This window comes from Mesorhizobium cantuariense (genome assembly GCF_042647205.1).
GTDB lineage: Bacteria > Pseudomonadota > Alphaproteobacteria > Rhizobiales > Rhizobiaceae > Mesorhizobium > Mesorhizobium cantuariense.
In genome coordinates, this window is record NZ_JBHRVD010000001.1 from 7,385,789 (window position 1) to 7,405,015 (window position 19,227).

General features: G+C 63.2%; 18 protein-coding genes and 1 tRNA gene. 7 read left to right on the forward strand and 12 right to left on the reverse strand.

What is annotated here, in order from left to right; all coding sequences use genetic code 11:
• Positions 1-202: 202 nt before the first annotated feature.
• Positions 203-1,570: a cytochrome P450 gene (locus ACFOJ9_RS36120; RefSeq protein ID WP_378986533.1), complete on the forward strand. Its 1,368-nt coding sequence runs from the start codon at positions 203-205 to the stop codon at positions 1,568-1,570.
• A gap of 6 nt (positions 1,571-1,576) precedes the next feature.
• Here the strand turns inward: ACFOJ9_RS36120 and ACFOJ9_RS36125 are convergent.
• The 9 genes from ACFOJ9_RS36125 to ACFOJ9_RS36165 all read right to left on the reverse strand — a co-directional run bounded on the left by ACFOJ9_RS36125 (position 1,577) and on the right by ACFOJ9_RS36165 (position 9,575).
• A protein-coding gene (locus tag ACFOJ9_RS36125; RefSeq protein WP_378986538.1) for an IS630 family transposase occupies positions 1,577-2,525 on the reverse strand; the annotation gives its coding sequence in 2 pieces (ribosomal slippage) (positions 1,577-2,188 and positions 2,190-2,525; 948 coding nt in all).
• Positions 2,526-2,832: 307 nt separating this feature from the next.
• Positions 2,833-3,810, reverse strand: a complete 978-nt coding sequence (locus ACFOJ9_RS36130; protein WP_378986540.1) for a complex I NDUFA9 subunit family protein — start codon at positions 3,808-3,810, stop codon at positions 2,833-2,835.
• A 162-nt stretch (positions 3,811-3,972) separates the two neighbouring features.
• Positions 3,973-4,425 (reverse strand): DoxX family protein, encoded by a 453-nt coding sequence (locus ACFOJ9_RS36135; protein ID WP_378986542.1) that lies wholly within the window; start codon positions 4,423-4,425, stop codon positions 3,973-3,975.
• A gap of 195 nt (positions 4,426-4,620) precedes the next feature.
• Complete coding sequence (locus tag ACFOJ9_RS36140; protein WP_378986544.1) at positions 4,621-4,902, reverse strand: hypothetical protein; 282 nt, start codon at positions 4,900-4,902, stop codon at positions 4,621-4,623.
• 243 nt (positions 4,903-5,145) lie between these two features.
• Positions 5,146-6,147 (reverse strand): Ldh family oxidoreductase, encoded by a 1,002-nt coding sequence (locus tag ACFOJ9_RS36145; RefSeq protein ID WP_378986546.1) that lies wholly within the window; start codon positions 6,145-6,147, stop codon positions 5,146-5,148.
• Positions 6,148-6,248: 101 nt separating this feature from the next.
• Positions 6,249-7,058, reverse strand: a complete 810-nt coding sequence (locus ACFOJ9_RS36150) for an ABC transporter permease (RefSeq protein WP_378986548.1) — start codon at positions 7,056-7,058, stop codon at positions 6,249-6,251.
• A complete protein-coding gene (locus tag ACFOJ9_RS36155) occupies positions 7,058-7,771 on the reverse strand; it encodes an ABC transporter permease (RefSeq protein WP_378988287.1) in 714 nt (237 codons plus the stop codon). The genes ACFOJ9_RS36150 and ACFOJ9_RS36155 overlap by 1 nt, the downstream gene beginning before the upstream one ends.
• Positions 7,772-7,913: 142 nt before the next feature.
• Positions 7,914-8,708 carry a transporter substrate-binding domain-containing protein gene (locus ACFOJ9_RS36160; RefSeq protein ID WP_378986550.1) on the reverse strand — a complete coding sequence of 265 codons (795 nt, stop codon included), beginning with the start codon at positions 8,706-8,708 and terminating at the stop codon, positions 7,914-7,916.
• Between the two features lie 54 nt (positions 8,709-8,762).
• On the reverse strand, positions 8,763-9,575 hold the full coding sequence (locus tag ACFOJ9_RS36165; RefSeq protein ID WP_378988290.1) for an ABC transporter ATP-binding protein: 813 nt from the start codon (positions 9,573-9,575) through the stop codon (positions 8,763-8,765).
• A gap of 244 nt (positions 9,576-9,819) precedes the next feature.
• Here ACFOJ9_RS36165 and ACFOJ9_RS36170 point away from each other — a divergent pair, with 244 nt between their 5' ends.
• The 3 genes from ACFOJ9_RS36170 to ACFOJ9_RS36180 all read left to right on the forward strand — a co-directional run bounded on the left by ACFOJ9_RS36170 (position 9,820) and on the right by ACFOJ9_RS36180 (position 13,166).
• Positions 9,820-10,668 (forward strand): dimethylarginine dimethylaminohydrolase family protein, encoded by an 849-nt coding sequence (locus tag ACFOJ9_RS36170; protein ID WP_378988293.1) that lies wholly within the window; start codon positions 9,820-9,822, stop codon positions 10,666-10,668.
• Entirely contained in the window at positions 10,665-12,278 is a 1,614-nt protein-coding gene (locus tag ACFOJ9_RS36175; RefSeq protein ID WP_378986552.1) for a 5-guanidino-2-oxopentanoate decarboxylase, read from the forward strand. The genes ACFOJ9_RS36170 and ACFOJ9_RS36175 overlap by 4 nt, the downstream gene beginning before the upstream one ends.
• A gap of 180 nt (positions 12,279-12,458) precedes the next feature.
• The gene (locus ACFOJ9_RS36180) at positions 12,459-13,166 is read left to right on the forward strand and encodes an SDR family NAD(P)-dependent oxidoreductase (RefSeq protein WP_378986554.1); all 708 of its coding nucleotides are present in this window, start codon (positions 12,459-12,461) and stop codon (positions 13,164-13,166) included.
• Positions 13,167-13,249: 83 nt separating this feature from the next.
• On the opposite strand, the gene rpsA is transcribed toward ACFOJ9_RS36180, so the two are convergent.
• From rpsA to aroA, 3 genes are all read right to left on the reverse strand, one after another.
• The gene (gene rpsA / locus ACFOJ9_RS36185; RefSeq protein WP_378986556.1) at positions 13,250-14,947 is read right to left on the reverse strand and encodes a 30S ribosomal protein S1; all 1,698 of its coding nucleotides are present in this window, start codon (positions 14,945-14,947) and stop codon (positions 13,250-13,252) included.
• 207 nt (positions 14,948-15,154) lie between these two features.
• Positions 15,155-15,799 (reverse strand): (d)CMP kinase, encoded by a 645-nt coding sequence (cmk, locus tag ACFOJ9_RS36190; RefSeq protein ID WP_378986558.1) that lies wholly within the window; start codon positions 15,797-15,799, stop codon positions 15,155-15,157.
• A 238-nt stretch (positions 15,800-16,037) separates the two neighbouring features.
• Positions 16,038-17,396: a 3-phosphoshikimate 1-carboxyvinyltransferase gene (gene aroA, locus ACFOJ9_RS36195; RefSeq protein ID WP_378986560.1), complete on the reverse strand. Its 1,359-nt coding sequence runs from the start codon at positions 17,394-17,396 to the stop codon at positions 16,038-16,040.
• A gap of 206 nt (positions 17,397-17,602) precedes the next feature.
• Between aroA and ACFOJ9_RS36200 the strand changes: the two genes are divergently transcribed.
• From ACFOJ9_RS36200 to ACFOJ9_RS36210, 3 genes are all read left to right on the forward strand, one after another.
• A complete protein-coding gene (locus ACFOJ9_RS36200) occupies positions 17,603-17,992 on the forward strand; it encodes a TIGR02300 family protein (RefSeq protein ID WP_109665797.1) in 390 nt (129 codons plus the stop codon).
• A gap of 172 nt (positions 17,993-18,164) precedes the next feature.
• A tRNA-Ala gene (locus ACFOJ9_RS36205) sits at positions 18,165-18,240 on the forward strand.
• Positions 18,241-18,441: 201 nt separating this feature from the next.
• Complete coding sequence (locus ACFOJ9_RS36210) at positions 18,442-19,155, forward strand: 4'-phosphopantetheinyl transferase family protein (RefSeq protein ID WP_378986562.1); 714 nt, start codon at positions 18,442-18,444, stop codon at positions 19,153-19,155.
• Positions 19,156-19,227: the final 72 nt, after the last annotated feature.

The following is a 19,227-nucleotide window of genomic DNA, read 5'->3' on the forward strand; positions in this document are numbered from 1 at the left end:
TAGGTCTGGCGGTATCTGTTGGTGACTGTGACCTACGGCAGGGCACGGCTGCGGACAAGGCGACACCGCCGGGGCGGCGTTCACAATCGGCTGAACAGACTGTCTGCCGCGATGTCCCGGGTTGCACGGTTGGTGCCTGCCGTTCAGTCACATGGACGCCCGGACTGCCAGCCACTACATTGAGGTATCAGCGGAGCAGCCCATGGACATCCAGCCCGCCCCTTTCGTCCCCCCGGCGCCGAAGCCGCGCACGACGCCGCCCTCGACGCTGGAGATGATCCGCATCGTCTACCGCAACCCGCTCGAGCTGTGGGGGGAGCATACCTACAACGAGCCCTGGATTTCGGTGAATGGCATTGGTGGACATCTGGTCGTCGCCAACGACCCCGGCCTGATCCGCCATGTGCTAGTCGACAACGCCAAGAACTACAAGATGGCGACGGTGCGCCAGATGATCCTGCGGCCGATCCTGCGCGACGGCCTGCTCACCGCCGAGGGCGAGGTCTGGAAGCGGTCGCGCAAGGCGATGGCGCCGGTGTTCACGCCGCGTCACATCTTCGGCTTTGCCGAGCCGATGCTCCGGCGCACGCAGGAATTCGTCACCCGTTACGAAGATGGCGGCACGTCTGATATCGCCCATGACATGACGCTGCTTACCTACGACATCCTGGCCGAAACGCTGTTCTCCGGCGAGATCGCTGGCGAGCCGGGCAGTTTCGCCAACGAGATCGACCGCCTGTTCGAGACCATGGGCCGCGTCGATCCGCTCGACCTGTTGCGGGCGCCCGACTGGATGCCACGGCTGACCCGCATCCGCGGCCGCAAGACCATGGCCTATTTCCGCAAGATCGTCACCGATACCGTCAAGATGCGCGAAGCGAAATTCAAGCGCGATCCCGATGCCGTACCACAGGATTTCCTGACGCTGTTGCTCAAGGCCGAGGGGCCCGACGGGCTGACGCGGGGGGAGGTCGAAGACAACATCATCACCTTCATCGGCGCCGGCCACGAGACGACAGCGCGCGCGCTCGGCTGGACGCTCTATTGCCTTGCGGAATCACCTTGGGAGCGCGACCGGGTCGAGCAGGAGATCGACCGGGTGCTGGCGCGCGAGCCCGATCCGACGAAATGGCTCGACGCCATGCCGTTCACGCGTGCGGCTTTCGACGAAGCGCTCAGGCTTTATCCGCCGGCGCCGTCGATCAACCGCGAGCCGATCGAGCCGGAAATGTGGAAGGGTCTTTATATCCCGAAGCACGCCGCGGTGCTGGTGATGCCGTGGGTCGTCCATCGCCACAGGAAGCTTTGGGACAGGCCCGATGCCTTCCTGCCGGAGCGCTTCCACCCGGGAAACCGCGAAAAGATCGACCGCTTCCAGTATCTGCCGTTTGGCGCGGGTCCGCGCGTCTGCATCGGCGCCAGCTTCGCCATGCAGGAGGCGATCATCGCGCTCGCCATCATGCTGTCGCGCTTCCGTTTCGACACCACCGCCGAAACGAAGCCCTGGCCGGTGCAGAAACTGACCACACAGCCGCAAGGCGGTTTGCCGATGCGGGCGACGCCCCGCTAGAGCAGTTCACGTTTTGACGGAAGCGTAGCCTGCGTTTGCGAAGTAGTTCTTGCATTCGGCTGCCTCGATGGTTTCGACGAGGTGGCCGATATGGCGCCAAGTGTCCTCGACGGTGCGTTTCTGAGCCTGGCGCATCCAGTGTTTGATCTTGGCGAAGGCCTGCTCGATCGGATTGAGGTCTGGAGAGTAGGGCGGCAGGTACCAAAGCCTGGCGCCGGCAGCCTTGATCATTTGCCTGATGGCCGCCGACTTATGACTTCCCAGATTATCCATGACGACGATGTCGCCTGGCTTCAGCACGGCGACGAGTTGCTGTTCTACATAAGCGCGGAAGCATTGGCCGTTGATTGGTCCGTCGAAGACGCAGGGTGCCGCGAGCCGATCCCAGCGCAGCGCGCCAAGGAAGGTCAACGTGCGCCAGTGGCCGTGCGGAGCCAAGCCGCGCAGCCGCTTGCCCTTCGGCCCCCAACCTCGCAACGGAGCCATGTTGGTCTTGATCCAGGTCTCATCGATGAAGACCAGGCACTGTGGATCGAGATCGGTTTGCCAAGATCGCCATCGCTGGCGCCTTCGGGCAATATCAGCGCGGGCCTGCTCAAGGGCGAACAGCGTTTTTTTTGAAGCTCAGGCCCTCGCGGCGCAGGAACAGCCACACCGCGTTGTGGGAAACCTTCACCCCACGGCCAGCCAACTCATCCTTCAGACCATGCAGCGTCAGATGCGGCATCTCACGTATACGCGCCTCGATGAAGGCACGGTGCGGCTCAAGCACCCTCTTGCGATGTCCACCCATCTTGCCCGGCGCCACCGAGCCGGTCGTCCCATGGCGCTGCAACAGCTTCACCGCGGCCGAAATCGAAATGCCGAACCGTTTGGCGGCAGACCGGCGGCTTTCACCACTCAAAACCGCCGCCACAACCCGCTCGCGAAGATCATTGGAAAGAGGTCGGGTCATCAGATGCTGGCCTCCACTCCAGCCAGCATCTTGAATCACAAAACCGACAAATCGGGAATCCCCTTCGATTCCATCAAGCCGTGAACCGCTCTAGGTGTGCTGATATTCAGGTGATGCCGGCCTGCGAACGATGGCTTCCCGCGCTTCCGGCCTTCGCCGGCCGAAGCACTCATAGTTGTGGCAGTTAAGGCTACGGCCGGCGTAGGCCGGTACTCACGTACCAAAAGTACGCTCCGTTCCAGTTCTCGGAATCCACCGGTCTCGGGCTCGGCCTGACCTGAACCTCAACACACCTTCAAGCTGGGAACTATGCCGCGGGCTTGCGCTGCTGGAACTGGCCGGCGGCGCGGTAGCGCCAGAGGTAGCTGGGCAGGATCGTCGCGATCGATTGCGGCTGGATGCCGAGCCCGGCGAGCGTCCGGTTGGCCTTGGCCGCCGCGTCCGAAACGATGTTGTGTTCGCGCAGCTGTATCACCTGGTCCTTGGTCAGCAGCGGATTGGGCAGCAAGCCGAGGATCGATGCCTGGATGTTGGCCACCCACCACGGCACCGGCACGAGCAGGCGCTTGCGCTCGATCACTGCGAGCAGCTCTTCCATGCACTCCTTGAAGGTGAGCACCTTCGGTCCGCCGAGTTCATAGATCTGGCCACCGTCGACCTTACCGTCGACCGAGCGCGCCACCGCTTCGGCGACGTCGCCGACATAGACCGGCTGGAACTTGGTCTGGCCGCCGCCGATCAGCGGCAGCACCGGCGAATAGCGCGCCATGTTGGCGAAGCGGTTGAAGAAGCTGTCCTCGGGTCCGAAATTGATCGACGGCCGGAAGATCACGGCGTCCTTGATCGTCTCCAGGACGGCCTTTTCGCCAAGCGCCTTGGTGCGCGCGTAGTCCGATCCGGACTCCAGGTCGGCGCCCAGCGCCGAAATGTGGGTAAGGCCGGCGCCCACCGAGCGGGCGGCCTCGGCCACCGCGCGGGCGCCGAACTCGTGGACGGCGGAGAACTTCTGTCGGCCGCTCTCATGCAGGACGGCGACCAGATTGACGACATGGTCGGCCCCTTGCACGGCGCGGTCAACCGACCAGCGTACGCGCACATTGGCCTGCACCGGCTGGATCTGGCCGACATTGCCGAGCGGCTGCAGATGGCCAGCGAGATCGGGCCGCCGACAGGCGACCCGGATGCGATAGCCGCGCCTGGCCAGCGCGCGCACGACATGGCGGCCGACAAAGCCTGACCCGCCAAAAACGACGACGAGCTTTGGGGTCTGCAGGATTTCGGTCATGGCTGGCTCCGGCGCTCGCAAGCTTGGCTGAAGCCGTTTCATAATCCGTTTCGCACCAAAGGCAAAGGGCGACGCGTGGTCGCTGCCAACCTTGTTTCAGAGCAATTCCAGGAAAAGTGTGAAGCGGTTTTCCGTCCGGAATTGATTCAGGACAAAGAGCGGTCAGAACGCCTTGCCGATGCGGGCGTCGACCGAATGGCGGTTGCCGCCGCGAACGACGAAGAAGAGCAGGATTGCCGCCCACAGCAGCGACTTTTCCGCGCCTGAAAAGCCCTCGCCCATGGTCACCCAGTGGAACCAGACCGTGACCAGCAGCACGATCAGGCCGGCAAAGGCAGCTGGCCGTGTCAAAAGCCCGATGGCGATGAAGATGCCGCCGAAGAATTCGGTGCAGGCTAGGAGCAACGACCATAAGGCGCCCGGATAGAAGCCGAGGCCCTCGACCATTTCGGCGGCGCCGAAAGGATTGGTGATTTTCTGCGAACCATGGATGGTGAGAAACGCACCGGCGACGACGCGAAGAACGGTCTCCGCACCATCATGCAAGGCTGCGTAAAGCCTGCCAAGGGTTGGAATGACGAGGCTGTTGCGGGGATTGTCCGTGCTTGCCGACATTGTGGCTCCTCTGTTTGCTCAATCAACGCAAACGGCCGATCGGGTTGGGCGAAGTCAAATAAACAAAAGTTGACCAGAATACGAATGTTTTGCCGTTGTGCGGTCAGAACGCAGAAAACCCCGCCGAAGCGGGGTTTTCCGGGTGACATCCATGCGAAGTCAGGGGCCGACGGAGCGGCCTGACCTGAGACGGTATCAGGAGGGCGTGAAGCAAGTACGCCCACCCCAGCCCTGAACATCCGACATGGTGCCGCCGACCTTCTTGCAGGCCGTGACGAAATCGGCGCTGCAGTTGGCGAATTTTGCATGGCCGTCCTTGCAGTAATGATCCTCGATGGCGCCGCCGCTCGGGGCGGTGATGACGCCCGGGCTGGACGGCTTGACCGGCGCGGCCTTCAGAGTGGCTGCCTGTGTGGCACCCATGAACGAGCCGAGAAGAAGGACGGCGGTCAGCATGGTGATCTTGGTGTTGGTCAAGGTAATTTCCTTTTGATTTGGATTGAGTTTTCCGAGGCGCAAAGGACCATCCTCCGCGTGAAACAGGCTTTCGCTTTCGGTTTGCTGCTTCCCTCGGTGTGGATCGGGCAAGCTCGCCTTGCCCTGGACAAAGCTGTGTCGCTGTGGTGCGCAGAAAGGTTCAGCGGCGCGCAAAAAAAATCGCCCCGCGCCGCGCCTCTGGCGGGCAGATCTGAGATAACTATCTGATATCTAACCGGTTATTTAGGAAGAATAGCGGGCGGCGAATTCGGAAATGCGCTGCACCACGGCCTTGGAGGCGGTGATGCCCCGCGCTTGCGCCTTCTCGGCGGCCTCTGCCCGGGCACGGCCGGGCACATGCACGCCGAAGCGCCGCCGCAGCCGGTCGAGTTGGTCCTTCATCCGCTGCTCGAAATCAGGATCGAGCAGCTTGGGCTCGACGGCAAGCACGAACAGCCCCGTGCCGGGGCTGTTCGGTCCGCCGCTGAACCATGGCGCGTCGAGCGACCAGTTGGCGCCCGACAGGCCCGCTGCCAGCACTTCGACCATCAGCGCGATGTTGGCGCCGCGCTGGCCGCCGAAGGCAAGCATGGCGCCCTTCATGGCGGCGGCCGGATCGGTGGTCGGGTTGCCGCTGGCGTCCAGCGCCCAGCCTTCGGGGATTGTCTTGCCGTCCTCGGCCGCCTTGCGGATGTTGACGAAAGCGGTGGCGCTCGACGACTGGTCGATGACCAGCGGCGCGCCGTCGGCCGCGGGTGCGGCAAACGACATCGGGTTGGTGCAATAGACCGGCTTGACCGAGCCGGAGCCGGCAAGCACGGCCGGGCCGTTGGTGGCAGCGAACGACACCAGTCCTTGTGCTGCCAGCCTGCCGGTGAAATAGCCGAGAGCGCCGCATGTATAGGCGTTCTTTTGCGAGAAGATGGCGACGCCGAACAGTTTTGCCGCCTTGGCGAGGTCGTCGATGGTGCGGTCGAAGCCGGTATGCGCCAGCCCACCACGTGCATCGGAGAGATAGACCGCCAGCGCCGGCCGGGTGATCACCGGATCGGCATTGCCGTCGATACGTCCGGCTTCCAGCGCCTCGAGGTAGTCGACGAAATGCGACAGTCCGACGGAGGAAAGCCCTTCGGCCTCGGCGGCGATGATCGAAGCGGTGAGCGATTGTGCCGCTTCCTCATTGGCGCCGGCGCCAAGTGCCGCCATCCGGCACAGTCCTTTTGCTTGGTCGAGACTGAGTTGCATCGCAATGAGTTCCTAAGTGAGTAGCGAATAGGGAATAGCGAATAGGGAAATGGCAAGCTACTGGCTATCGCGCGTCCCCGATTACTATTCGCTATTCGCTTCTAACCAATTTTGTTCGGGATCCTGGCCTCGATCCTGCCGAGGGCGAAGACCAGAATACCGGTGATCGTCATGTAGATCAGCGCCAGCAGCAGCAAGGGCTCGTAGGTGAGGTAGGTGTCCTGCCGCACCTTGGACGAAACGGCGAAGATGTCGATGACGCTGATCGTCGCCACCAGCGGCGTCGACTTCAGTTGCAGCACGGTCTCGCCGGTCAGCGTCGGCAGCGCCCGGTAGATGGCCTGCGGCAGCCAGATGCGCCGGAATGTCTTCCAGCGGCTCATGCCGAACGCACGCGCGGCTTCGAGTTGCCCTTTGGGCACGCCCGCAAAGGCGCCACGCATCACCTCGCCCTCATAACCGGCGAAAGACAGGGTCAGCGCCAGCACCCCATAGGGCCAGGCTTGCCGCAGATACGGCCACATCCAGGATTCGCGGATCCACGGATATTGCGGAAACAGTGAACCCAGGCCGTAATAGAGCAGCCACAGCTGGATCAGCAGCGGCGTGCCCCGGATCACCGTGCAGAACACCTTGGCGGGCGCGGCGAACCAGAACGAGCCGGTGGCCTGCGCCAGCCCGAGCGGCACGGCGAGCAGGAAGCCCAGCACGCAGGTGACGGCCAGGATCCACAGCGAGCGCCAGATGCCGATCAATCCCATTTCATAATACTGCGGCAGCCAGTCCCAGCGCATGAAAAACGCCGCCGACAGAACCAGGCCCAGTGCGATCAGGATCAGCACGATGCGGTGCGGCTGCAGCCACAGCGACGTTCGCGCGACGGCGTTGATGATGGCCGCTTCGTTGGCCATCAGCGCGCCTCCTTGAGCGAAGGCATGCCGCGCCGCGACCAGGCCTCGACCCGGCCGATGATGAGATTGGAGAACAGCGACAGCAGCAAATAGAGCACGCCCGCGGCGAAAAAGAAGGTGAAATAGGCTTTGGTGACACCCGCGGCCTGCCGCGTTGCCAGCGCCAGCTCGTAGAAACCGACGACCGCCAGCAACGCGGTGTCCTTGGTGGCGATCAGCCAGAGATTGGCGAGGCCCGGTATGGCAAAGGGCAGCATTGCCGGCAAGGTGATGCGCCGCAGCATCAGGCCGGGAGACATTCCATAGGCGCGGGCGGCTTCAATTTGCCCCTGAGGAATGGCCAGGATCGCGCCGCGTATCACCTCGGTCGAATAGGCGCCCTGGACAAAGCCGAGCACGGCGATGCCGGCGGCAAGGCCGCTGATGTCGACACGTTGATAACCCATTGCCGTCAGCGCCTGGTTGATCAGGTCGGTTCCGGCATAATAGAGCAGCAGGATCAGCACCAGTTCGGGCACGGCGCGAACGATGGTGGTGTAGACCGCCAGCAGATCGCGCACCACCGGGCCGCCATAGAGCTTGCCATAGGCGCCGCCGGTGCCGATCAGAAGGCCGAGGCATGTGGCGCCCAGCGCGATCTCGATCGAATGGAGCAGCCCAACCAAAAGAGCCCCGCCCCAGCCCGGCGGGTAGGGCGAGAGAAGTTCGATGATGCCGGCCGCGGAGGCCGAAAGAAGTGCGTCGATCAGCGTCGCCCCCGGATTGCTGGCGTCAGCCGCTGGCCATTCTCGTCAGCGGTTTCGGCGAAACCGCACGGCGGGATGCCGTGCGGTTTTTGCTCATGCGTGGGCGGTGTCAGTTCGACTGCGGGTTGTCACCATAGACGTCGAAATCGAAGTACTTCTTGGTGATCTCGGCATATTTGCCGTTGGCGCGGATGGCCTTGATGCCGGCGTTGATCTTGTCCCTCAGCTCGGTGTCTTCCTTGCGTACACCGGCGCCGACGCCGGGCCCGAGCACCTCGAGATCCGGGGCAACCATGCCCTTCAGGTCGCAGCAGGCCTTGCCCTGGTCGGATTTCAGGAACGCATCGAGCGCGATCGAATCGGCCTGCACCGCATCGAGACGGCCGGCGGCAAGATCCTGGTTGGCTTCGTCCTGGGTCTGGTATTCCTTGATCTCGGCCGCCTCGGTGAAGTGCTTCTTGGCGTAGACGGCGTGGATGGTCGAAACCTGCACGCCAACGATCTTGCCCTTGAGGTCGGCGGGTGCGGAGCCGAATTTCTGGTCCTTGGGGCCGATGATGGCGGTCGGGGTGTTGTAGTACTTGTCGGAGAAGTCGATCGTCTTCTTGCGCTCGTCGGTGATCGACATCGAGCTGGCGATGACATCGATCTTCTTGGTCGTCAGCGCCGGGATGATGCCGTCCCAGGCAACCGGGGTGATGACGCAATCAAGCTTCTCTTCGGCGCAGACAGCGTCGATGAAATCGATCTCCCAGCCGACCCACTTGCCGGAAGCATCGGGCGAGGTGAAGGGTGGATAGGGCTCGGCGGCGACGCCGATCTTGACCGGATCGGCCTTGGCCACGCCCATGGCGGCGACGCCCAGCAGCAGCGCTGCGGCGAATGTCTTCAGAACAGTCTTCATTTCACGACTCCCAGTTTGTTGTTGGTTCCCGGTTTTCTTCCGTCCCGGCCTGTCCTAGCCGATGTTGCGGATGAACTGCTTCAGCCTTTCGGATCTGGGCGCGCCGAAGATCTGCTCCGGCGGGCCTTCTTCCTCGACCAATCCATTGTAGAGATAGACGACATGCGTCGCGACCTCGCGGGCGAACTTCATCTCGTGGGTGACCAGCACCATGGTGCGGCCTTCGCGTGCTAGGTCGCCGATCACCTTCAGCACCTCGCCGACCAGCTCGGGATCGAGCGCCGAGGTAGGTTCGTCGAACAGCATGACGCGCGGATTGATGGCCAGCGCCCGGGCGATCGCGGCGCGCTGCTGCTGGCCGCCCGACAGATAGGCCGGATAGACGTCGCGCTTTTCGGCCAGCCCAACGCGAGCGAGCAGCTTTTCGGCCTCGCTGATCGCGACATCGCGCTTGATGCCAAGCACATGCACGGGAACCTCGATGACGTTTTCGATCAGCGTCATGTGGCTCCACAGATTGAAGTTCTGGAACACCATGCCGAGCTTGGAGCGGATGCGCTCGATCTGCTTGCGATCGGCCGGAATGGTGTGGCCGTGGCTGTCGGCCTTGAGCTTGATCTCCTCGCCATTGACGCGAATGATGCCGCTGGTCGGGTTTTCCAGGCAATTGATGCAGCGCAGCAGCGTCGATTTGCCCGAGCCTGAGCCGCCGATGATGGCGATGACCTCGCCGTCGCGCGCCGACAGCGAGACGCCCTTCAGCACATGCAGCTCGCCGAACCTCTTGTGCAGGTTCTCGACATGGATGGCTTCGGCGGCGCCGTCTTGCGCCGTCTGTTTCAGTGCGGGTGCGGCGCCTTGCGCCATCCCGGATGCGGCGCTTGTAGCCGTCATCCCTTCGACGCTCCACGGAGCGGTCGAGCCCGTCGCTGCTGGTATCTTTTACCCATTACCCGTCACTGGACAGAGTTCCCATTCTCAGGATGGACCGTTCCGCTTGCCTCCGTCAACCATGGTTTTTGGACTATTGATCACGGCTTGCTGTAGTGGTTAGTGGCGGCAACGGACGTTTCGGGAGAATTGAGTGGGCAAATCATACGGGTCGCAGTCCATGGCCGGACCCCTGAAACGCGTGCTGATGCGGTCCGCCGCCAGCGCCATGCGTCATGCCGGGGCACAGGAATGGCACTATGGTCCGGGTTTCGATCCGCAAAAGGCCGCAGCCCAGCATGAGCGGTTGACCAGCATGGTCGCGGCTTCCGGCGCCGAGATCGAATGGCTGACGGATGCCGATGACAGGCTGGCCGATTCGGTCTTCACCCATGATCCGTCGCTGATGACCGATCATGGCGCGATTATTCTCTCGATGGGCAAGGCGCTCCGCAGGGCCGAGCCAGGTCTGCATGAGACGGCCTACAAGCGCATGGGGGTCCCCATTCTCGGCCGGATCGACGATCCGGGCCAGGTGGAAGGCGGCGACTGCGTCTGGGTCGATGCAAACACGCTGGCCGTCGGCCGTGGCGTGCGCACCAACCAGGATGGGATCCAGCAGCTTTCGAACCTGCTCTCGCCCAAGGGCATTTCAGTTTTTGGCTTCGACCTGCCGCTCTGGCACGGCGAGGAGGCCTGCCTGCATCTGATGTCGGTGATCAGTCCGCTCGCCGACGATCTGGCGCTGGTCTACGCTCCCTTGCTGCCGGCCGCCTTCTACCAGTTGCTGCGGGCGCGTGGTATCAAGCTGGTCGAGGGCGATGCCGACGAATTCTTCGCTTCCAACGGGCTCAGCCTCAACGTGCTGCCGACCGCGCCGCGCCAGGTCATCGCCGTCGCCGGCTTTCCCAGGACGGCGGCTGCCATGCAGGCAGCTGGCTGCGTGGTTTCCACCTTCGATGCGGATGCGCTCTGCATCGCCTGCGAAGGCGGCCCGACCTGTCTGACGCGGCCGGTGCTGCGCCAATGACCGCCACTGGGACCACCACTGGGACCAGCATTGGGATCACTGTCGGCGAAGCGCTTATTTCGCTGCTCGAAGCCCATGGCGTCGACACGGTCTTCGGCATCCCCGGCGTGCACACGGTTGAACTCTATCGCGGGCTGGCGCGCTCGAAGATCCGCCACGTCACGCCGCGCCACGAACAGGGCGCCGGCTTCATGGCCGACGGCTATGCGCGCGCCAGCGGCAGGCCGGGTGTCGCCTTCGTCATCACCGGACCGGGGCTGACCAACACCATCACCGCCATGGGACAGGCACGCGCCGATTCGGTGCCGATGCTGGTCATCTCCGGCGTCAACGCCATGCCGACGCTGGGCAAGGGGCTGGGTTTTCTGCACGAACTGCCGGACCAGCGCGGCATGATGGAGAAGGTGGCGCTGTTTTCGCAGCGCGTTACCGAGGCCAGCGAATTGCCCGGTGCTCTGGCGCAGGCCTTCGCCCTGTTTTCATCGGCGCGGCCCGGCCCGGTGCATATCGAGATCCCGACCGATGTCATGGTCAAGCCGGCGGATGGCATCGCTGCCATGCTGAGCAATGTGATGCCGCCCGCGCCGGAAGGTGCTGCAATTGCCAGCGCTGCTAAACTCATCGCGGCTGCGCGCCGTCCGCTGATCCTGGTTGGCGGCGGCGCCAAGCGTGCCGAAGCGCCATTGCGGCGTCTGGCCGAACGGCTGGGAGCGCCGGTCGTCCAGACTGCCAATGCGCGCGGCCTGCTGCATGCCCATCCGCTTTGCGTGCCCGCCAGTCCCAGCCTGAAGGCGGTGCGGGCGCTGATGGCCGACGCCGACCTGGTCATTGCCGCCGGCACCGAATTCGGCCCGACCGACTATGACGGGTACAGCGATGGCGGCTTCGTCCTGCCCGCCAATCTGATCCGCATCGATATCGGTGCCGACCAGCTTGCCCGCCGCCCGGCGACGGTGTCGATCCAGGCCGATTGCGCCGAGGCGCTCGAAGCGCTGCTTCTGGAAACTGGCCATGTCCCGGCAAGCGAGGGCGGTTCGTCGCGCGCCGCTGCTACACGAAAAGCGGCCTTTGCCGAGCTCAATCCGACCCTGCAGGCGCAAGTGCGTGCCGTCGAGATGATCCGCGGCGCTTTGCCGGGGGCACTCATCGTCGGCGATTCGACACAGCCGATCTATGCCGCCAACCTCTACTACGACCATGATCGCCCCGGCGGCTGGTTCAATGCCGCCACCGGCTTCGGCGCGCTCGGCTATGGCCCGCCGGCAGCGATTGGCGCCGCCCTTGCGGTGCCCGATGCGCCGGTCGTCTGCCTGACCGGGGACGGCGGCTTCCAGTTCACGCTGCCGGAACTGGGCGCCGCGCTCGATGCCCAGGCGCCGGTCATCTTCGTCGTCTGGAATAACAGAGGCTATCGCGAGATCGAAACCTCGATGCTCGATGTCGGCGTCGAGCCGATTGGCGTATCGCCGGCGCCGCCGGATTTCTGCAAGCTGGCTGAGGCCTATGGCATCGGCGCCGAACGGCTTGTCAATATCGACAGTTTGGCGGACGCGCTGAAACGCGCGCGGGCCACCGGACTGCCGAGCGTCATCGAAATCACGGTTGACTGAAGCGCGTGCTTCCCGTCCCGGCTGGCATGACCCACGGCTGCCCGGTGGGCGGACGCATGCAAAGACGCGACAACTGCCATGTCGAGATTTCAATTGAGTGACGGCGCGAAAGGCGCGACGCTTCGCGTCGGCGTGGCATAGAAACGACCTAACGATAAAAAAATGACAGGAGCGTCCAAGATGACGGAAACACTTGAAGGCAAGCATATCGTCGTGACCGGCGGAACCGGTGCGCTCGGCGGTGCGGTTGTCGGCAAACTGCTGAGTGACGGCGCGATCTGCCATGTGCCCAACGCCCATGCCGCCGCCCCCACGCATTTCCCCTTCACCACGCATGACCGTGTCGAACTGGTGCACAATGTCGATCTCTCGGACCCCGCCAAGGTCGAGGCGTTCTACAGTCAGGTTCCAGGCCTGTGGGGTTCGATCCACCTGGCCGGTGGTTTCACCGCGGCACCGGTGGAAAAGATCGAGTCGGCGTCCTTTGCCGAGATGATGGACACCAATGCACGCACTGCCTTCCTGTGCTGCCGCGCCGCGGTCCGCTCGATGCTGGCGTCGGACACGGCGGGCCGTATCGTCAACGTCACCGCGCGCGCCGGGCTCGATCCGCGGCGCGGCGCCGGCATGGTCGCTTACGCGGCTAGCAAGGCGGCGGTGGCGGCAATGACGGTGGCGATGGCCGAGGAGCTGAAGCACAAGGGCATCCTGGTCAATGCCGTGGCGCCGTCGAAGCTTGATACGCCGGCAAATCGCGCTGATATGCCGGATGCCGATGCCACCAAATGGGTCAGCCTCGAAGCCGCCGCCGAAGCCATCGCCTACCTTGCCTCGCCGGCCAATCAGGCGATGAGCGGCACGTTGGTGCCGCTTTACGGCCGGGCATAACCTTCCAACCTTTCACGTCGGTCAAAGAAAAACCCCGCCGGATCGCTCCGGCGGGGTTTTGTTTTCGGGCCGGTGCGAAGGGCTTAGCTGCCCTGCTTCTTCAGCGCGGCACCCAGGATGTCGCCCAGCGAAGCGCCGGAGTCGGTCGAACCGTACTGAGCGACGGCTTCCTTCTCTTCGGCGATTTCCAGCGCCTTGATCGAGACCTGCAGCTTGCGGGTCTTCTTGTCGAAGGCGATGACGCGGGCATCGACCTTCTGACCGACGGTGAAGCGCTCGGGGCGCTGCTCGTCGCGGTCACGGCTCAGATCGGAGCGCTTGATGAAGGTCTCGATGCCGCTGTCGACCAGCCGCACTTCCAGACCGCCATCCTTGACGCCGATGACTTCACAGGTGACGACCGCGTTCTTGCGCAGTTCGCCTGAAGTCGCTGCTTCGCCGACCGTATCCTTGGCCAGCTGCTTGATGCCGAGCGAGATGCGCTCCTTGTCGATGTCGACGTCGAGCACCTGCGCCTTGACCATGTCGCCGCGATTGTACTCTTCGATGACCTGCTCGCCCGGACGCGTCCAGTCGAGGTCGGAAAGATGCACCATGCCGTCCACGTCGCCTTCGAGGCCGATGAACAGGCCGAACTCGGTCTTGTTCTTGACCTCGCCCTCGACCTGGCTGCCGACCGGATGGCTGCTGGCGAAAGCCTGCCACGGATTCTCAAGCGTCTGCTTGAGGCCGAGCGAGATGCGGCGCTTGGCCGGATCGACTTCGAGCACCACCACGTCGACTTCCTGGGTCGTCGACAGGATCTTGCCGGGATGCACGTTCTTCTTCGTCCACGACATTTCCGAAACGTGGATGAGACCCTCGATGCCCGGCTCCAGCTCGACGAACGCGCCGTAGTCGGTGATGTTGGTGACGGTGCCCTTGATCTTCTTGCCGATCGGGAACTTGGTGCCGATCTCGGACCACGGATCGCTCTCGAGCTGCTTCATGCCGAGCGAGATACGATGGGTTTCCTGGTTGATGCGGATGATCTGCACCTTGACCGTCTGACCGATGTTGAGGATTTCGGTCGGATGGTTGACGCGGCGCCATGCCATGTCGGTGACATGCAGCAAGCCGTCGATGCCGCCGAGGTCGACGAACGCACCGTAATCGGTGATGTTCTTGACGACGCCTTCGACAACCTGGCCTTCTTCGAGGTTCTGCACGATTTCCGAACGCTGTTCGGCGCGGCTCTCCTCGAGCACGGTACGGCGCGACACCACGATGTTGCCGCGGCGGCGATCCATCTTGAGGATCTCGAAGGGCTGCGGGTTGTGCATCAGCGGGGAGACGTCGCGGATCGGGCGGATATCGACCTGGCTGCGCGGCAGGAAGGCCACGGCGCCGTCGAGGTCGACGGTGAAGCCGCCCTTGACCTGGTTGAAGATGACGCCTTCGACGCGCTCGCCCTTGGTGAACTTCTCTTCGAGACGGACCCAGCTCTCTTCGCGGCGGGCCTTCTCACGTGAAAGCATCGCTTCGCCAAGCGCGTTCTCGATGCGCTCGACATAGACTTCGACGGTGTCGCCAACCTTGAGGGTGGTGTCCTTGCCCTTGACGCCGAATTCCTTCAGCGGCACGCGGCCTTCGACCTTGAGGCCGACGTCGATGATAGCCATGTCTTTTTCAATGGCGGTGATGATGCCCTTGACGACCTGGCCTTCGCCGGAATGGCCGGCGGAAAATGATTCTTCGAGCAGGCTCGCGAAATCGTCGCGAGTGGGATTTGCAGCTGACATTGTTTCTCCTGGAGTGCCCCGCATTCTGTTGCGGGACGGGCGCCGTGGGTTAGCGTTGCGTTGGCCTGCCGGCGTTCCGGGCTACAAAACCCCTGGGCCGCTCTTTAAGCGGCAATTCCGGCGCATGAAGAATGCTGGCAGGCTGGTTCGTGCCCGATATGGGTATTTTCTTCGTCTCCGACAACGGAAACAGCATGAAAACCCGGATCAGGCCTTGTTCCTTTTAGCCATGACGTTGTCGATGATCGCCATGGCTGCGAGAAACGCGGCTTCTATAGCCATTTCGCTGGTATCAAGCAAGTGCGCGTCGGCGGCCGGCTTCAACGGCGAGTCGGCGCGGCCCATGTCACGCTCGTCGCGGCGCACGATATCGGCGAGGATCTCGGAGAAATCGGCGGTGCCGCCGATGCTTTCGATCTCCGCCAGCCTGCGTCGTGCGCGTACCTCGGCGCTCGCCGTCACATAGAGTTTTATGTCGGCGTCGGGGCAGACGACGGTGCCGATATCGCGGCCGTCGAGCACGGCACCGGGGGGTGTCTGGGCGAAGTCGCGCTGCTTTTCAACGAGGATGCGTCGCACGGTCGGGAAGACGGCGACCTTCGAGGCCGCCTCGCCGACGGCATGCGCCGACAGTACCGCCCGGTCGAGCTTTGCCAGGTCGACCTGGCGGGCCGCGGTCTCGGCGGCCGAGACATTGTCGAGCGGCAGGCCGAGCCGCAGCAGGGCATGGGCAACAGCGCGATAGGTGAGACCGGTATCGAGCAGGTTCAGCCGGTAGTGGTCGGCCAGCCGGCGGGCAAGGGTGCCCTTGCCGGCGCCGGCGGGTCCGTCGATGGCGATGGTGAAGGTCATTGGGACGCCGCCATAAGGGAGCCGGGCAAGCGCCGCGATCCTTCACACCCCCCTCTGTCCTGCCGGACATCTCCCCCGCAAGGGGGGAGATCGGCCGTCATCGCGGCTTTCGCCAATTGTCTACGTTGCAGGATTGAGCGATGCACCAAAGCCGCCAATCTCCCCCCTTGCGGGGGAGATGTCCGGCAGGACAGAGGGGGGTGCTGTCCCGCCGACTCTCCAAGGTTAGCGGTCGCCATCACCCGATCTCCGCGCCCAGCGCCTTCATCAGTCCCATGAATTCCGGAAAACTCGTCGCGATCATCGCCTGATCGTCGATGGTGACGGGCTTTTCGGTCGCCAGCCCCATAACCAGAAAGCTCATGGCAATGCGGTGGTCGAGATGGGTCTGCACCGTCGTGTCCTGGCCGTTGGGATGGCCGCCAAGCCCCTTGCCGCCCGGTTTGCCGCGCACGGCAAGCGAAGCTTCGCCCTCGGTGCAATCGACGCCGTTGAGCTTCAGACCATTGGCGACGGCAGACAGCCGGTCGGACTCCTTCACCCGCAGCTCCTCCAGCCCCTGCATCAGCGTTTCGCCCTCGGCGAAGCTGGCAGCGACCGCGAGCACCGGGTACTCGTCGATCATCGACGGCGCCCGTTCGGGCGGCACGGTGACGCCCTTCAGCTCGGAGTAACGCACGCGCAGATCGGCGACATCCTCGCCGCCGGCATTGCGCGGGTTGAGGATGTCGATCTTGCCGCCCATTTCCTGCAGCGTCAAAAGCAGGCCGGTGCGGGTCGGGTTCATCAGCACGTTTTCGATTGTGATGTCCGAACCTGGCACGATCAGTGCGGCCACCAGCGGGAAGCCGGCCGAGGACGGGTCGCCCGGCACCGCGATGGTCTGGCCGGTCAGCTTGCCCTGGCCTTCGATGAAGATGTGGCGCACGCCGCGCTCGTCGGTCTCGACCGACAAATTGGCGCCGAATCCTTTCAGCATCTTTTCGGTGTGGTCGCGCGTCATCACAGGTTCGATGACGGTGGTGATGCCCGGCGTGTTCAGTCCGGCGAGCAGCACCGCCGATTTCACCTGCGCCGAGGCCATCGGCACGCGATAGGCGATCGGCGCTGCATGCTTTGGCCCATGCAGCGTGATCGGCATGCGGTCGCCAGGCGTCGCCTTCAGCACCTGCACGCCCATCTGGCGCAAGGGTTCCAGCACGCGACCCATCGGCCGGCCGGACAGCGAGGCGTCGCCGATGAAGGTGGTTTCCATATCATAGGTGCCGACAAGGCCCATGGTCAGCCGCGAGCCGGTGCCGGCATTGCCGAAATCGAGCGGGCCTTCCGGCTGCAGCAGCGCGCCGTTGCCGGTGCCGCGGATTACCCACTCGGCGCCGCGTTTTTCTATATGCGCGCCCATTGCCTTCATGGCCGCACCGGTGCGCATCACGTCCTCGCCTTCGAGCAGGCCGGTGATGCGGGTCTCGCCCGAGGCGAGGCCGCCGAACATGAAGGAACGGTGCGAGATCGACTTGTCGCCCGGCACGCGCGCGGTGCCGGAAAGGGCTTGACATTTGCGGGCGGTGGCCGGCTTGGGGGCGGCGGCGTGAGACATGGAATTTCCCTGGACGGAATGCCGGCGGGCCGGCGCTTTTCATTTGTTGCGGCGGTCTCGTATCACGGCGGGCCGAAATGGTCATCCCCATGGTCGTCACTTGACGCGAGGCCTTTCAATGCATGGTTTTGTGACGCCGGCTTTTCGCTTTGACAGCGCTGCAAACTGTGGTTAAGGGGACCACTCTTTTATTGACGAGGCTTGCCGTGGCAAAAACCGAACTTGGCACAAAACGTATCGACCCGGAGACGGGCCGAAAATTCTATGACCTGAACAAGGACCCGATCGTCTCGCCATACACCGGCAAGACCTATCCGCGTTCCTATTTCGAGGAAGGCAAGATTGCCGCTCTCGAGGAGGAAGAGGAAGTGGCCGAGAAGGAAGTGGACGCCGAGGAAGAAGAGGGCGTTGAGGTCGTCTCGCTCGAAGAGGCGGACGAGGACGTCAAGGCCGATGATCTTCCCGATCTCGGCGACGACGAGGACGATGTCGATCTCGGCGACGACGAGGATGACACTTTCCTTGCCGACGAAGAGGAAGAAGATGACGACGTCGCCGACATGATCGGCGTTGGCGACGACGACGACGAGGTCTGATCGGCCTTGAAAGCGGGTGTTTGCAGGCTTTCATGGCCTGTGAAGAAAAAGCGGCTCTCGAAGGCTTGATATTGACGAAAGGCGGGGTTAGAAGCCGCCTGCACTAACGGCGCGGTCTCCAACCCGCGCCGGATCTCTTCGCCGGAAACGGTGCCGGCTGACTGCCGGAAGTGGGGCCATAGCTCAGTTGGGAGAGCGCTTGAATGGCATTCAAGAGGTCGTCGGTTCGATCCCGATTGGCTCCACCAAACAGTCTTCTGCAAAACTGGCTATTTCCTTGCTGGAATAACCACGTCTCTTCAAAGGCTTGCCAGCGTCGCGTTTTACAATGCCCAACAGAGTCTGCTTGCCTCGCGCCGGGGATTTCAGCCCCAGGCCTTGGCCGGGTCGCCGACGCTCTGATACAACACAAGACAGCATCGAATGGGCAGCAATGCACCGGCAAAGGAATGGTATTGCCTGTTGAGCCGGAACTCCGCGACGATCGTTCGTCAGTCCAGCTGGTGGCGGCTGTCCGGCGGTTGGTTAGCCGTGGCATCGTCGTCGAGGGTGGCGATCTCAAGCCAGCCGACCGTGACCTGCGGCTTGAGGAAGAGCTTTCGCTGGGCAATGTGGTGCCGGCGCGACGCCGTGAATTTCGCGCGGGACGCTTTTACGCACGGCAGGCGTTGCAGGGCTTTGGCGCAGGCGGCAGCGTCATCCCGATCGGGGATAATCGTGCGCCACTATGGCCGGCAGGCATTGTCGGTTCCATCTCTCATACAAGAAGCCTGTGCGTCGTCGCCGCCGGATCATCTGCCGAATTCCTCGGCATCGGCATCGACATCGAGGAGGATTCCCCGCTTTCATGCGAACTGGCAAAACTGGTGTCGCATGCTGTGGAAACGGGGAAGCGGGATGAGATCGAAAGGCGTCTGGGCTATGACCTGCCAAAGCTTCTGTTTGTGATCAAGGAAGCGTTCTACAAAATGCATTTCCCGCTTACCGGCCGGTTTTTGGCGTTTCACGATGTTCGTGTCGAACTGGATGTTGAGAAACACGCCGCCAAGGCCCAGATCGTTCCATCAAAGCGCCTGGCGGCGATCGACAGCCACTGTTTTGAGGGTCGCTTCGGCAGCAGCGACGGAACACTGTTTTCATGTTTTGATCTTTCCGCGCGTTGACAGCCGCGCCGCCAGCAAGCACTCACTGAACCCGGCAAAGGCTTTTTTGGATTGAACGGTGGCTATACCTGA